The organism is Runella sp. (assembly GCF_965279615.1).
Lineage (GTDB): Bacteria > Bacteroidota > Bacteroidia > Cytophagales > Spirosomataceae > Runella.
In genome coordinates this window covers 6,380,448-6,396,869 of the sequence record NZ_OZ257252.1, presented here as the reverse complement: position 1 = coordinate 6,396,869, position 16,422 = coordinate 6,380,448, and the positions used below count along the sequence as shown (strand labels likewise).

General features: G+C 45.6%; 4 protein-coding genes. All 4 read right to left on the bottom strand.

Going from position 1 to position 16,422, the window contains the following annotated elements; genetic code table 11:
* Positions 1 to 70: 70 nt before the first annotated feature.
* A complete protein-coding gene (locus ACQY73_RS26740; protein ID WP_428657077.1) occupies positions 71 to 898 on the bottom strand; it encodes a COG4315 family predicted lipoprotein in 828 nt (275 codons plus the stop codon).
* 207 nt (positions 899 to 1,105) lie between these two features.
* Entirely contained in the window at positions 1,106 to 3,481 is a 2,376-nt protein-coding gene (locus ACQY73_RS26735; RefSeq protein WP_428657075.1) for an OmpA family protein, read from the bottom strand.
* A gap of 102 nt (positions 3,482 to 3,583) precedes the next feature.
* Complete coding sequence (locus ACQY73_RS26730; protein WP_428657073.1) at positions 3,584 to 4,591, bottom strand: PorP/SprF family type IX secretion system membrane protein; 1,008 nt, start codon at positions 4,589 to 4,591, stop codon at positions 3,584 to 3,586.
* A gap of 5 nt (positions 4,592 to 4,596) precedes the next feature.
* Positions 4,597 to 15,849 (bottom strand): SdrD B-like domain-containing protein, encoded by an 11,253-nt coding sequence (locus ACQY73_RS26725; protein WP_428657071.1) that lies wholly within the window; start codon positions 15,847 to 15,849, stop codon positions 4,597 to 4,599.
* Positions 15,850 to 16,422: the final 573 nt, after the last annotated feature.

Here is a 16,422-nt window from a genome sequence, read left to right as displayed (position 1 = left end):
GTCCATGCGAACTTCTGCCTTTTTAAAACGACCCTGAACTAATTATTTCACCTGATCAAATCGGAAAGCACTAATCGGGTGCGGTCGCTGTTGTTTTTTGTACAATTGGCCACACGCCGGGTCTTGGAAAACTTACGCCTTTTGTAGCGCCCCGCACGCCGTCGTCCTGACCAAAATAATATAATGGCCAACCTTTATACACCAGTTGTGTTTTGTCACCCACTTTGATAGCGCTAAAGAGTGTTTTGTCAAGGGTAGAGGGTATATCCTTCAATTCCGCCTCAAAAATCGGCCAAACTGAGTTATTGCTGAAATCAGCTTTGGTGAAGTTATTCTTGCCTTTTTTATCGTTGGCAAAAGCATACAATGTTCTGCCCTTTCCATCGACAAAAAATTGGGTATCGGCCGTACCTTCCTTGTATTCAGCAGTATAAAGCTTGCCATCATGCCCCTTCAACTGCGCATTGGCAAGCATTACGGTGTAGGTCGTTTTAGCCGCTATCCAAACTCCTCCCACATTTTCACCTTTTACATCACCGGCAACAGCATCACTTTTGTAGGCATAAAGCGGCCAGCCTTGATACGTTGTTTGTTTTGCCCCATCGTCCCGGGTGATTGTTCCAAAGTCTGCGGCATTAAGCGTCGGGTCCAACTTTAAGGTTTCTTTGAAGAAAACAGGCCATGTGTCTTTGCACCCACCCGTACAGACCGATGTACCATTAACATCTTTCGTAAATACATAAAGTGTTTTGCCGGCGTCGTTCGTGAGTACTTTGCCCAAGGATGTTTCCTGTAAACTTACGTCATAAACAGGCGCTGCGTCTTCTGTCTTGCATCCTACCAGTAATGCCATAAGACAATAACCCACAACAAGTTGCGGTAATTTGTTGATTTTCATTTTTTCCGGTAATTTTAAGTGTTCAATAAAAGTGATTTCGTAGCCAATACGGGCACCAGACTGTAGAGGTTGCGTAAGACACTAAAAAGAAAGCCGTCTCTCATTTGAGGTTCGGCTTTTTTGTTGCGACTTTATACAGGATTTATAAAAAAAGCAGAAGCCCTTTTGAGCTTCTGCTTTACTAACCAACCTTCAAAACTTTCACTTTTACAAACTCAATATCTTTATCTCTGTACGTCGGTTTTGTTGATGTTCCTCTTCAGTACAATTAACGCCGTCTTTGCATTTATTGACAAGTTTACTTTCGCCATAACCGGCAGCAATGATTCTCTTGGAAGAGACGCCTTGGTTCACAATGTATGTTACCGCCGCTTTTGCCCGTTTGGTAGAAAGCGTTTTATTGTACTTAGCTGACGAGCGGCTATCTGTATGTGATCCAAACTCGATCTTCATTTTTGGATATTTGTTCATCAGATCTACCAATTTTTTCAATTCAGAAGAGGCGTCCGATCTAATATTTGACTTGTCTAAATCATAATAGATATTATCGATTTTAATCACATCCCCCTTTTCAAACATTGTGATATTTGCTTCGGATGTTTCCCCCCCTTTTACTTTGCTTCCCATCGTCCCTAAATTATCCTTTAGGGCTTCAATAGAATAATCACATCCGCTGGGTACTTCAAATACATATGTCCCATTCTCATCGGTTACTGCTTCCTGAATGCTTTCATCGCATTCATTGTGAAGTAATACTTTCACACCGGAGATGGGTTTACGGTCTTTCTGGGTCGTTACCAGTCCACGAAGCGTAAATGTTTTGACCTTTGCTTTGACTTTATTTAGTGGGATATCCAATTTAATAGCGTCGATTATATCCGCCTCTTTGGAAGCAAAATCAACCGAATTGCCAACATAGCCTTCGTAGGATGTTTTGAATACAAAGGCTATTTCAGGATCAAGGCACAAGCGTATGCTGCCGTTAGTATCGGTTTGCCCCGTTTTTACATCCGTCTCGCTTTCGTTTTTGCTCGCCATGATTACGACAGCATTTGCCAAAGGAGTTTTTGTCTCTGCGTCAATCACATTTACGATCACATCCTGACACGGATTAAGCGGCCCATTGCGTTCGAACCGAAACAGGTCATCGTCAGAGCCGCCTTGGCGGCGATTGCTGCTGAAAAAACCGCTTGTGCGTTCTCCATCGGTGATCAATCCAAAATCATCTTTGGCAGAGTTGATCGGGGTTCCCATATTTCTGGGCTTTCTGGCCATCACTCCCTCAATGAGTTTGGCATAAAAGATATCAAGGCCTCCCAAACCGGCATGACCATCTGACGCAAAGTAAAGATTCCCCTGCTCATCTACGAATGGGAACATCTCATTGCCGGCACTGTTGACAGCCGGCCCCAAATTGATGGGAGTAGCCCAATTTCCGCCTTCGTTTTTACTTACGTACAGATCTGTTCCGCCAAACCCGCCGGGCATATCCGACACAAAGTACAGGAGTTTATCATCTTTTGACAAAGACGGATGCCCTACTGAATATTCATCGCTGTTGAATGGCAACTCTTTTAGATCATTCCAGCTGCCGTTCACGTTTTCGGCAGAATATAATTTCAATTTATTAATTCCATCTTTGCTCGTCTTATACTTACCGTTAAGGTAGTTATTACGGGTAAAAAGGATTCTTTTGCCATCTTTGAAAAAAGCTACCGGGCCTTCGTGGTATTTTGAATTAATGGATTTGCCCATGTTTTGGGACTCAATAACTGCATTTTGTAGAGGAGTGTTGGAAGTACCGTTTACAGTACGATAGTTTCCGGGAGTATGTGAGTCGTTGGCTGTCGGTGAAGTATATTCATCACTTCCCAGTAAGTATACCCCTTTTACACGATCAGTTTTATTAGCGGCGGCAGAACCTCCCAGTCGACTCGTTTTTTTTGAATTGATAACAGATAGATCAGGTATTTCGTACAGGTCCAAAAAGGCCGTTTGGTTCCAACCATATACGCGTTTTACATTTAATCCTTCATTACGTGCCGATACAAATACCAAACCCTTTTTATAATAGGTGGGGCTAAATTCGGCACGATTTGTATTAATATTATCCAGCGACTCTACCGTATAACTTGTTGCGTTTTTAGATAGCTTTTTTACATCAGTATATAATTTTTTAAAGTCTTTTCCACGTTGATCATCTTGCTGAGATTGGTTATATTTTTCATAAGCATCTTTAGCCTCCTCGTATTTTCCATTGCTTGCCAATGCCTGCGCATAGTACAAATAGCAATTGGCCTGATCAGCAGCAAGCGTATTTCCCTGCTCTGTCACTAACCGATACACACGTTCTGCATTTTGAGTATCTCTGATCTGTCGGTAGCTATGACCTAATTTAATAAGTATATTCAGTTTTGTTGAATCTGCCGGGCTTCCTTTCAGCACCTGTTCGTAAAGATCAATCGCTTTCGAATAAGCCATCATTTCATATTGACGATTGGCTTGCTGCAACGGCGACTGCGCTTTTACTTCCTTTACCCAAAGGCCAAAGGCCAAAGTAATGAGTAAAAAATATGTTTTCATAGATCACGATTTAAGATAAAAAAAGGTATATTCTCCCTTGTTGGTATCGTAAGAACCCTCCATGAAGAATATACCTTTAACTACGGTTAACAAACAGCCTCTTTAGAAATAACGCGGGGTAAGGATTTTGCTTTTGCTAAATCCAAACTCATAACGCAGCATTATTTCGTGGGTGGGAATGCTCAAAAACTTGCGTTCCTGATTAAGTCGATTACGCGTCCAGTCGTAAGAATAACCCAGACGAAATTGATCCGAGAGTTGTAATTCCAACATTCCTACCAGCGCATCACCACTCAACACTTTCCCATCTTTGTCTTCCTGAATCTTACCTGCATACGTTGAAAAACGATTATGACGATAAGACATTCCGACGGCAATACGATCGTTAAACCAAAGATTTAAGTTTCCGTCCAGCGATAGACCCGTTCCCTGTACATAGCGAGCCATCATGGATGGTTTCAATTTGATATTGTTACGACCAATCACAAACCCGCCTATGGCATAGAAATGACGGCGTACTTTCGCACGGTTATCTCCGGAATCATAATCTGACAGGTTGTTCTCAATCAGATACGGCACCGAAACGCCGATATAAGAGCGATCATTACTAAGATAGATACCTGTACCAAAGTTAGGCAAAATTTTGGAAACGTTACTGGCAAAAGCGGGGTCTGTCAGGTTATTGCCGAGATTCGCTTTGGATAGATCCCAACGAAAGCTCATAGCTCCTCCCTGTAATCCCAATGCCAGTGTTGAACGCTCGCCCAGTTTGATACGAAAGGCGTATGACAGCATTGCACCGGTCCAGTTTTCAAGACCGATCTGGTCGTTGAAAAGTTGAAGTCCAAGCCCTACTCTTTCGCGATTTACCGGCATATCAATGCTGAATGTCGCGGTCTGGGGAGCTCCGGCCATGCCACCCCACTGGTTGCGGTAGAGAGCGGTTGCGCTCAGCACATCACGGCTCCCGGCATAGGCAGGATTAAGTGCCATCATATTGAACATGTACTGGGAGAACATTTTGTCCTGCTGAGCCCAGGTTTTACTGCTGCTGATCAAAGCGATCAGCAGCAGTAACATTGTCCATTTTTGTTTGATGATATTGGTCATCGTTCTTATCGGTTAATGGTCATAAATCGGCTTGTCTTCTTAATCTCGCCGCCGTTTTGGTCAACCAAAATCACGTTATAGAAGTAGGTTCCTACCGGTATTATTTGATTGTTGGTACCAACTCCTACGTTAGCTGAACCTTCCCAGTCGTTCTGATAATCGTTGTTACGGTATACCAGATTCATCCAGCGGTTATAGATTTCTAAAACAATCTTCGTGCCGGATGGGTGACGAATTACAAATTTATCATTAATACCGTCACCGTTTGGAGAGAATCCTTCAGGAACAAACAACCCGGCATCAGATGGAATCACAATCGGCGTAAATTCAGCCTCTGTTGCATCCGTCGGATCATTGTTTCCGTTCAGATCAGGATTCAAACCGTTGGTTGAAATATCAGCAACTGTATTCTGTCCTGATAGTGCGGTACCGTTGGCACGGTTGAGATAAGGCGTAATTCGTCCGTCTGTGGTTACATTGACCGTAAAGAACAGTGAGTCTAATCGACCGGCTGCCAATCGGCTTTGCTCAGCGATCAAGAGGTTCACGTTGCGATCTCCGTCGAAGTCAGGATTGATCCGTAACGTACTTGAGTCGTTGGCCGTTGGTGTTCCTACCAGTTGGTAACTGGCTCCTGTCAGCGAACTGTAGACTTTCGTCAATGAATCCGAAACCTGTACGTTGGTCAGCGCGGTTGCACCGTAGTTTTTCAAGATAACGCGATAAGTGATGTTTATACTTCCATCGCCTTTGCGCAGTGTATCTTTGATTGACATAGCCAAGCCAAGCAAACCTTTTCCGGGGGTCGAGTTAAGTGAGATCGGAGTAGATTCACTGTTATTACGTGGATCAAGGTCATTGTCAGGGTCAGCGTTATCACCCGTAGTTGATGTATCCGCTGTCATTACTCCCCCTTCTGTAAATCCTACACCGATAGCGATGTTGTTGAAGGTTGTTACAGAATCAGGTTTGTAAAGTGAGACAACTACCGCCAGGTTGATATTACGCGTTACGCCTTTTGGCAATGAGCTTAGTGTGTCAACCAACAGGTTGGTAAGTAATCCCTGACCTGTATAGCTTGAATCCACTGCTAATCCAAGATCTGCCGTTACCAAAGGTTTACCGATAATGACCGCCTTACTACCGAACGTTTTGCCCAAGTCATCCTGTACTCTCAATTTCTTGAGGTCAGTTGTACCAAGGTTTGTTACACTGATGGTATATGGTATTTTGAATTTACCATCACCAAGAGCTATCGGCGTACCTGCTGATTTAGACAAACCAACCAATGTGCTTGGCAAATCGAATCGTACAGGTGTTGGAGTATTGATCGGTGCATTCACGACAACACCTTTGTTTGAAGCATCCGTAACCGGTGTACCGCTTCCGTTTGCTGTTGCAATCACGCTGCCCAAGAACGGCCCACTATTACCATTTGGTTTAATATTAATGGTAATTAGAACCGTTTCTTCAGCCCCTACCGCCAGTGTACTTCCGGAACCCAGGAAGTTCTTATCTGATGTTCCATTGTAACCCGTGTTTGGTACAAGTGTGCTGCCGCTTTGTACTACAGGAGCGCCCAAGATTGCAAACGTAGTTGGAGAGACGAAGCTAGTGGTGATACTATCCCGTACCTGTACATCTGTCAGAGGTACGTTGCCTACGTTTTTCACCGTTATTTTGTAGGTGACATTGTAGCCGGTTGTATCGCCTTCGCCTTTTTTCTCGATCTTATCAACCGCCAGGGCTACGCCAATGGCAGGAGATACTGTACCGTCGCTGATGACAATGCTCACCGATGAAAGGTTGTTTGCAGCATTCGGATCTACTTGGTCAGCATAGGTAACCTCGGCTTTGTTAATTACCTGATTACCTGCTTTCACCGCTTTGGTGACAACTGTCAATGTTGTACTGTCTCCTGCGGCCAGTGCCGGAATACGAGTTTTAAGTACACCACTTGTATTTGTCAGGCCCGACGTTGAAACCAATTCCAATTCTGTCGGCATTATGTCGCGTACGTCTACATTGGTTGCATTGTGCTGTCCGTTGTTTTTCACAACAAGTGTATAAGTGACTTCTTCACCAATAAGGGCGAGCGTTTTGTTCGCTGTCTTCTTGATGCTTAAGTCGGAACGCAACGTGTCGGTAGCGCAATCGAAGATTTTCACTTCAATGGCAGCCGGCGCACTATAGCAACCGTCTCTCTTATAGGTAACATAGTAAGTACCTACACCTACTGCTTCAGGCGTACCCACCAAACATGCACATGATGGTTGAGCGGCTGATTTAAAGATGGTTGTGTACGTTATGTTTCCTTCCAGTGCCGAGGTTAAATCTACCGTATTACTTGGGCAAGTATTACGCAGATTCTTTACGATTGGCGTTGGTAAGCTTTTGACAACTACCGTAATGTACGCCGAGTTCACTGAGCAGCAAAGACTGTCGTCAACCAATCCGTATGAATAAGTACCCGGTTCTGTTACATTCCACTGTCTGATACCATCAGAGGCAGGGAATAAGACTTTGCCGTCTTTAAACCATTTTACTTTATAGCCATTCTCACTTGCTTTCAACTTAACCGTATCTCCTTGGCAGATAGTGATTGTTTCCGGCAGCGTATCCGCTTTAAGGACACCGTTCACTATGATCTGCGGTCTGAATTTGATACCGCTGAATATAAGCTTCATTGTATCCACTCCGGCTTTACAGTTGCCTGTTCCGTCAGGATCGTTGGTGGTAAGGGTGAGTATTACATCACCCTTAATTAAATCTTCCAACGATGGATAGTATGTTGCATCCAATGCAAGCGAGTTGCTGAATGTACCTGTACCGTTTGTGGTCCATACTGCTCCTGTAGCCACACCTCCGATTTTACCGTTGAGCTTGTACTGAAGTGCTGCACAAATGGAAGCGTCTGCACCTGCATCGGCGGTAGCCGGATTGGTTTCACAAGGCGTAGTCTCACAAGATGAGATCAATACGGAGATGGCAGTTCCTGTACTGTAGCAACCTGCCGTTGAGCGGAAGAATGCGTAGTAAGTACCGCTTACACCTACTGCTAAAGGATTAGCTACCGGCGGAGAGGTTGGTGAATTAGTCTCGTGGAATTCGAGTACCAAACCTGCTCCCGCAGTGTAATTCTTAACCGCAGTGGTTAGATCTACCGTCTTCACAGGGCACACATTTGCTAAGTTTACTACGACAGGAGCCGTAATGGCCGGAGATACGATCACATTGATCGGATTCGAGGCTACACTCTTGCAAATTGAGTTAAAGCAACATGCCGCCGTGTAAATCGTACTCTTAGCAGGGATGAGTGTAATGCTACTTCCAATTTGGCCGTTTGACCATTGAATGTATCCTTCACAGTTACCCGTTGCGGTCAGCGTTACCGATTCACCAAAACAAAGCGTTGTTTTCGATGCCTGAATCGTCGGAGGCGCAGGGCTTCCTACCGTGATAGTCACCGGAGCGGAAGTTGCACTCTCACAATCACCTACTTTACATTTAACCGAGTAAGCGGCTGTTATGCTCGGACTTACTTTGATTGAGGTGCCTGTTGCATTGTTTGACCAAAGCAATGTACCGTTGCAACCGGATGCTGTCAGCGTTACGGTATCACCTTTACAGATGGACGTCGCAGAAGCAATGATGGTTGGCGCGTAAACTTTAGTCACAACCACAGTTACTGCATTCGAAGCATCGCTGGTGCAATCTCCTTTTTTACATACTGCGGTGTAAGTGGTAGTTCCCAACGGTGTTACTGTGATACTGCTTGTTGAATCGGAAGTTGACCAGTGAATGGTTCCTCCATCACAACCTGCGGCGTTCAGTGTTACGCTTGTACCTTCACAGATCACTGCCGAAGTGGCAACAATGCTTGGTGCAGTACAATTAGCAACTTTAACAGTTACCGGTACAGAAGCCTCACTGGTACAAGTACCCAAGTGACAGATTGCCGTGTAAGAAGTCGTAACAGTTGGTGCTACCACAATACTTGCACCTGTCATATTGTTCGACCAGGTAACTTCTCCGTCGCAGCCTTCCGCTGTCAGCACCGTTGTTTCACCCAATTTAACAGATGAAGGCGTTGCTTTCACAGTTGGAGGTGTGATCGGCACAACCTTGATGGTGTAATTATTCGAAATTGGGCTCGAACAATCTCCTACTTTGCATATTGCAGTGTAGGTAGTAGTTATCGTTGGAGTCACTACAATTGCCGGGCCTGTTTCATTTGTTGACCAATGAACAACACCTGCACAGTTGTTTACCTGAAGTGTTACACTTCCGCCGGGGCACACTTTATCAGTGCTGCAAATTACAGCCGGTTTCTCAGGAGCAGGAACAACGGTTACTGTTGCTGAACCCGGATTGCTTTCACAGGCACCTATTTTACAGATCGCAGTATAGGTTGTAGTTCCGTTAATTACTGCTGTAATACTTGCGCCCGTAGCACCTGTGCTCCATATAACCGTACCTGCACAACCGGCGGCTGTAAGCGTCACCGAGCTGCCCGCACATACTGTAGATGATGGGCTTACCGTGATGGTTGGCGGTGTTGCGTTGTTGCCTACGGTTACTGTCACACTACCCGGAGCGCTGTCACATTTACCGGCGGTGCGGCATGAAGCGGTATAGGTAGTGGTAGTGGTAGGTTTAACCACAATACTTGCCGTTGTTGCACCTGTGCTCCAGATAATTGTACCTGCACAATTGCTTGCCGTCAAGGTTGTGCTGTCACCCGCACAGATACTTGGTTTAGAGGCAACCACCGTAGGCGCGGGGCCGGAAGTAGTTACTGTAATTTTTACTTTATTTGATTTAACGCTTTCGCAAGTTCCCACTTTACATACCGCAGTATATTCAGTAGTGGATGCAGGAGTCACAGAAATGGTGCTTCCCGTTGCGCCGTTAGACCATACGATACTGCCTTCACACGTTCCTACTGCTTTCAGCGTAGTACTTTGACCTGCGCAAAGCAAGGTCGAATCAGATGAAATGATCGGAGCAGTTGGGTTTCCTACTGTTATGGTTACAGGGGCGGAAGGATTGCTGACACATTGACCGAGCGTACAGGTAGCTGTATACGTAGTTGTTGCGGTTGGGCTCACTACAATACTTGCGCCTGTGGCTTGATTCGACCATGTAACAACTCCGTCACAACCGGCGGCCGTAAGGGTAACGCTGCTACCATTACAAACTGTAGTTGATGTAGCTGTGATCGTTGGTGCCACTGCCGGAGCTACTTTTATAGTGTAGTCCTTAGATTTGGCTTTACATCCGTTCACATTACATACTGCTGTGTAAGTTGTTGTAGCAGTTGGGTATACTACAATAGCCGGGCCTGTTGCGCCTGTTGACCATTCTACAACACCGGGACAGTTATTCACCTGAAGCGTAACGCTCTGACCCGGGCAAACTTTGTCGGTACTGCAAATGATTTCCGGCGTCGGTACACTTGGTGTCACCGTAACAGTTACGAAAGCAGGATTGCTTTTGCAGGTATTAAGTGAACAGTTACAGTGTCCGATTCTACAGTATGCCGAGTAAGTAGTGTTCGCATTTGGCGTTACTGTAATTTGCGCGCCTGTTTCGCCTGTATTCCATACGATTGTACCTGCACAATTTGAAGCAGTCAGTATTACCGGCGTACCTGCACAAACATTCGTTGAAGGATTTACGGTAATGATCGGCACTGTTGGCGAATTCACATAGATCGTAATCGAATTTGAAGGCCCGCTTTCACAACCGTTTTTCTTACATATTGCCGTGTAAGTAGTGGTTTGAAGTGGTTTTGCCACTAAGCTGGCTCCTGTAGCCTGATTCGACCAGATAATAGTACCGCCTGCACAACCCAACGCATGGATCACAGAACTGTCGCCCGGACAAATTTGAGTGACGGCACAAGCCAGAATCGGAGGCTCAGGTTGTACGCAATCTGTTCTGATTATCACACGCGACGTATCGTTGGATGTTTTCGATGGATCGTTGTCCGGGCTCTTAACGATTGCCGTATTTGTGATTGAGCCAACTGCATTAATCGTTGCCTGGACTTGCAGGGTGCGGTTAGCACCATTTGCTAAGTTTCCAATTGTCCAAACACCTGTTGCAGCATTGTACTCACCGGCAGGGTTTGCACTTACGAATGTCAACGAAGCAGGCAACAGATCACTTACCGTTACACTTGTTGCATTGGCAGGGCCATAGTTAGAGGCAATTACACTATAGGTAATTGTTTGTCCAACGGTATAAGGTCCGGCTTGAAGTACTTGTTTTGTTACGCCCAAGTCTGTCAAACGCACACATGATCTGATCGTAAGATTCAACATAGCGCCGTTGCTGAATTCTCCACATTCGGCGACTTCGAATAAGAAGTACTGGCCTGATGTACATATTTTACTTGGATCAGCCACTTTCGTTCCGGGTTTGTGGTCGAAGGTAGTATACCACTCAAAGTGACCACCCGGCGTGCGAATTTCACTATGGATAAAGGTTGCCAAGTTTACACATGTATCAGGACATGTATTTTCTCCCATACCGCCACATGTTGGGGTTGGAGGAATAGCACAAGGTACTTTTACAGTAATATCCTCGTCGTCTTCATCATCTTCTTTTGGTTTTCCATTGCCATTGCCCGGATTTGAATCAATATCAGGTTGGTCAACCTTGCTGATTTGAGCAAAGTTTTTGATCGTTCCTGTACCCGTTACTTTCGTAATGAATGACAAATTAATAGTTTGACCTACTTCAATTTTCGCAATTTTTCCGGTCAATACAGCTCCGTTAAGGGTAAATGCTGCATCTCCTGATACATATTGTAAGCCGGCTTTCAATGTATCGGTTACCTCAACATTGGTCGCTACCGAAGGACCGTCATTTTTCACTGAAATAGTGTAAGTGACGTTGTCATTTTGGTTTGGCGTTTTATTGCTGACTATTTTAGCTAAACTTAAATCAGCAGCGCAGCTTTTAATATCTACCTCAAGAAGCGCACCATTGCTGTATACTCCACAGGCTGCTACCTCGAAAAGGTAATATTTGCCTGAAGTACATACGTGTGTTGGGTCTGCTACTAATGGACTGGTAGGGCTTGAGCCTGTATGCCACTCGAACTTACCACCCACGGTACGAATTGCACTTGATATATGGTCGTTTAAGTTAACACATACAGCAGGGCACAGATTTGATACAATACCTGCACAAGTAGGCGTTGGAGGAATCGGGCAAGCCTTAACTGTTACCGGTTCGTCATCATCATCATCTTCTCCTTTGGTGAAGCCATTGCCCGGCGTCGAATCCTTGTCTTTCACAGGGTTGCCGTTCTTATCCTTGGCATCCTTGATCTGGGCAAAGTTGGTCAACGTCGTACCTGTAAACGAAGCATCCACTTTCACCGTGATGTCTACCGTCGCTGATGCTCCCGGGGCCAATGGTCCCGCAAGCGGTACATTCAATGTCGCGATCTGACCCGCGGCTGTCCAGTCGGCATCGGCCAGTGTCATACCCGCAGGTAATGAATCCGTCAGGGCAATCGCCGTGGCTGTCATCGAACCTTCGTTCTTCACTGTCAGCGTGAACGTTACATTATCGCCCGGAGCTACTTCTGAATTTTGTCCTGAAGCTAATGTTTTGCTCAGGGCCAAGTCAAAGTTCGTTACCGCTGCGTCTATTGTTAAATCACTGCGATTGTTAACTGTCAGTACGACAGGACCACTGAAACCTGTTGTTGGATCGGCATCGCTGTCCGTTACATCCGATCCCGTGTTTGGTTTCAAGCTCAACTGACACGTGTCAGGCAAACTCTTAGGATCAAACTGCACATAATACGTTCCGATCGGCAGGTTGGTAAACAAATACTTACCGTCTGTGCCTGTTAACATCGAGTCTTTCTTCGCCGTCGGTCCGTTTGCGGTTCCTGTCCACAGGATCACCTTCACGTTTTTCACCCCCGGCTCACCGGAATCCTGCTGTCCGTTATCGTTACGATCTTTCCATACATAATCACCAATGCTGCCAAGTGGCACGACATTGATCGGCTCATCATCGTCATCATCTTCTCCTTTAGTGAAGCCATTGCCCGGCGTCGAATCCTTGTCTTTCACAGGGTTGCCGTTCTTATCCTTGGCATCCTTGATCTGGGCAAAGTTGGTCAACGTCGTACCTGTAAACGAAGCATCCACTTTCACCGTGATGTCTACCGTCGCTGATGCACCCGGGGCCAATGGTCCCGCAAGCGGCACATTCAATGTCGCGATCTGACCCGCGGCTGTCCAGTCGGCATCGGCCAGTGTCATACCCGCAGGCAGCGAATCCGTCAGGGCAATCGCCGTGGCCGTCATCGAACCTTCGTTCTTCACCGTCAATGTGAACGTTACGTTATCGCCCGGCAAGACATTCGCACTCTGACCCGAAGCCAATGTTTTGGTCAAAGCCAAGTCGAAGTTCGTTACCGCCGCATCTACTGTTAAATCACTGCGATTGTTAACTGTCAGTACGACAGGACCACTGAAACCTGTTGTTGGATCGGCATCGCTGTCCGTTACATCCGATCCCGTGTTTGGTTTCAAGCTCAACTGACACGTGTCAGGCAAACTCTTAGGATCAAACTGCACATAATACGTTCCGATCGGCAGGTTGGTAAACAAATACTTACCGTCTGTGCCTGTTAACATCGAGTCTTTCTTCGCCGTCGGTCCGTTTGCGGTTCCTGTCCACAGGATCACCTTCACGTTTTTCACCCCCGGCTCACCGGAATCCTGCTGTCCGTTATCGTTACGATCTTTCCATACATAATCACCAATGCTGCCAAGTGGCACGACATTGATCGGCTCATCATCGTCATCATCTTCGCCTTTAGTAAAGCCATTACCCGGCGTCGAATCCTTGTCTTTCACAGGGTTGCCGTTCTTATCCTTGGCATCCTTGATCTGGGCAAAGTTGGTCAACGTCGTACCTGTAAACGAAGCATCCACTTTCACCGTGATGTCTACCGTCGCTGATGCTCCCGGGGCCAATGGTCCCGCAAGCGGCACATTCAATGTCGCGATCTGACCCGCGGCTGTCCAGTCGGCATCGGCCAGTGTCATACCCGCAGGCAGCGAATCCGTCAGGGCAATCGCCGTGGCCGTCATCGAACCTTCGTTCTTCACCGTCAACGTGAACGTTACGTTATCGCCCGGCAAGACATTCGCACTCTGACCCGAAGCCAATGTTTTGGTCAGGGCCAAGTCGAAGTTCGTTACCGCCGCATCTACTGTTGGATTGTCTTTATTAATACCGCCTTTGGTTGGATCAAGCACGATGGCAGTCGTGAAGCCTGTTGTTGGATTGGCATCGTTATCCGTTACATCAGGACCTACATTTTGATTCAAGCTCAACCGGCATGTATCAGGCAAACTTGTTGGATCAAACTGTACCTGATATGTTCCGCCCACCAAATTAGTGAACGAATAATACCCGTTGACGTCTGTAAATGTCGTGTCGATCGCCGTCGTTGGAGTTGTGCCGTTGCTGGTCCACAAAATCACCCGCACGTTTTTCACGCCCGGTTCACCTGAGTCCTGCTGACCGTTGTCGTTACGATCTTTCCATACATAATCGCCGATGCTGCCCAATGGACTGTATAATGCACCATCAACCGTTGGATTATCTTTGCTCAAACCGCTCTTGGTAGGATCAATGCTGACAATTTGGCTGAAACCGGTTGTAGGATTAAAATCACTGTCTTTGGTATCATCATTACCCTGATCAGTCAGAGTGCTCAGCACACATCCTACAGGAAGCGTGCTCTTAACGATCTGTACCTGGTAATCTCCGACAGAAAGCCCGTCAAATGTGTACCAACCCGGCAAACCTCCGTTAGGATTAGCCGTTGTCAGCATTGAATCAACCTGCACAAAAGAATTACTGATGTTCTTATATAAACGTATTAATACGCCGTTCACACCCGTTTCTCCGGCATCCTGAATACCGTCATTATCCGAGTCTTTCCATACATAATCTCCAATACTGCCCAGTGGACTGTATAATCCCGCATCTATCGTTGGATTATCCTTCAATAGGCCTCCCTGTTCAGGATTGATCGTTACTACTTGGCTAAAACCGGTAGTAGGATTAGGATCGCTGTCTGAAGAATCAGCACCTACATTCTGTTTTAGTGAAAGCAAACATCCGATAGGTAATGTAGTGCCGACAAATTGCACTTGGTACTCACCCGGAAGCAGATTGGAAAACTTATATTTACCTGCGCCTGCCGTAAGGGTAGAATCTGTTTTTACAAAATTACCTAAGTCATTTTTTTGGAACAGACGTACCAATACATTATTTACGCCCGGTTCACCAACATCCTGCTGACCATTGTCGTTTACATCTTTCCATACATAATCACCAATACTTCCCAGTGGTCCGGGAATAACAATGATTTCACAACAGCCGGTAGCAGGGCATGTATTTACCTGAGCACTAAAGCCAAAACGTCCGGTACCTTTAATAGTCAAAGTATCACCGCTCACGCTTGAACTGTCGGAAGGAGCGCCCGTAATTGGTGCTCCGTTCTTTGTCCATATGACATTAGAATAACCCGGTACGGCAAGTGCAACCACATACTCGTCACCGGGATACCATAAAATAGGAACAGAAAAACAGGAGGTAGCATAATCATCTTCGCCTAAAACGCCGTTATTCGGGTCAGAGTCTGAATCCTCCTGCCCGGCCGCCATCGATACTACTTCAGCAATGTTAAAATAAACACCACGACCGATAACTGTTCCTGTCAATTCAAGCTTTACCGAATCCCCGGGGCTGATTGTTGGGATTGTCCACAAGCCGGCATTAAAAGTACCTACACTTGGCGTACTGCTGAGAAGCGTCGCGCCGGCAGTAGGAAATATGTCTTTTACACCAATTGTTTTCGCGGTATCAGGTCCTTCATTTTTTGCATAAATTGTATAAGTAACAGCTTGGCCAAGGGTTGGCTGAGCATTGCTTATGGTTTTAGACAGCTTAATATCCACCACTTTAGGAGACTGCTGGCCCAACGCACTAAACACAGTTAGCATTAAAAGCACCAATATCCCCATAGAAGACGCGAAGCCTTTTGGAGTAAATTGTGTGCCGGTGTGAATAACTGACTGAAAATTAGATACTGCCCCATCCTCTAAAGGAGGGGAAGCAGATACCCATCGTTTCGATTTTTCATCGAAGCGCGTCCTCAGAACACGATGTTTATCCTGAGGAGGAGGAATGGATAACTCACTCATAATCTGTGAAGTAAATGTTTGAAATGTAATATTCGGAGTAAATTTATAGGGTAATAGTGTATTCTGTTGATACAATGGTGGGGACGCCCCCGGCAAATGATAATAATTATCAATAGCTACCGAATTTACCAAATACGCAATTTGGCCATTCTGTACCAATTTTGGCTTAAAGGGCTTATTATAAACAGCACTGTTTCGCACAGGCTTGCTAATTGAATGAGCCCAAGGGAGACAAGATAAGGCTTTTGTAAAAAAAGTCCAAAGAGTCTTTTTAAAAAGTACCTTTGGTAAGGTGCTTTTTAGGTTAAACCCTTTCTCCTTCTCTTGGTTTTGGACTGTGGTAAATAGTGCTTTCATCTGCCACTTTTCGTTTATTATTGAATATACTTTACCGGTAAAATCTGATACCTTTGATAATGGAGTTATCACCATAACATATTTAATTATGCTCTTACCGTTAAATTAAGGCTTTACCCCATCTAAAAAGTATCTAAAATTATGCCAAAGTCTCCTACTCAATAACTTACTTTTGCCAAAAACAGCTAACCTACTGTCTACCAATATTTTGCAAAA

What these genes read in the sequence shown, in the direction of transcription:
- ACQY73_RS26730 (WP_428657073.1), bottom strand. Translation starts at nt 4,591, where the DNA reads ATGACCAATATCATCAAACAAAAATGGACAATGTTACTGCTGCTGATC.
- ACQY73_RS26725 (WP_428657071.1), bottom strand. Translation starts at nt 15,849, where the DNA reads ATGAGTGAGTTATCCATTCCTCCTCCTCAGGATAAACATCGTGTTCTG.
- ACQY73_RS26740 (WP_428657077.1), bottom strand. Translation starts at nt 898, where the DNA reads ATGAAAATCAACAAATTACCGCAACTTGTTGTGGGTTATTGTCTTATG.
- ACQY73_RS26735 (WP_428657075.1), bottom strand. Translation starts at nt 3,481, where the DNA reads ATGAAAACATATTTTTTACTCATTACTTTGGCCTTTGGCCTTTGGGTA.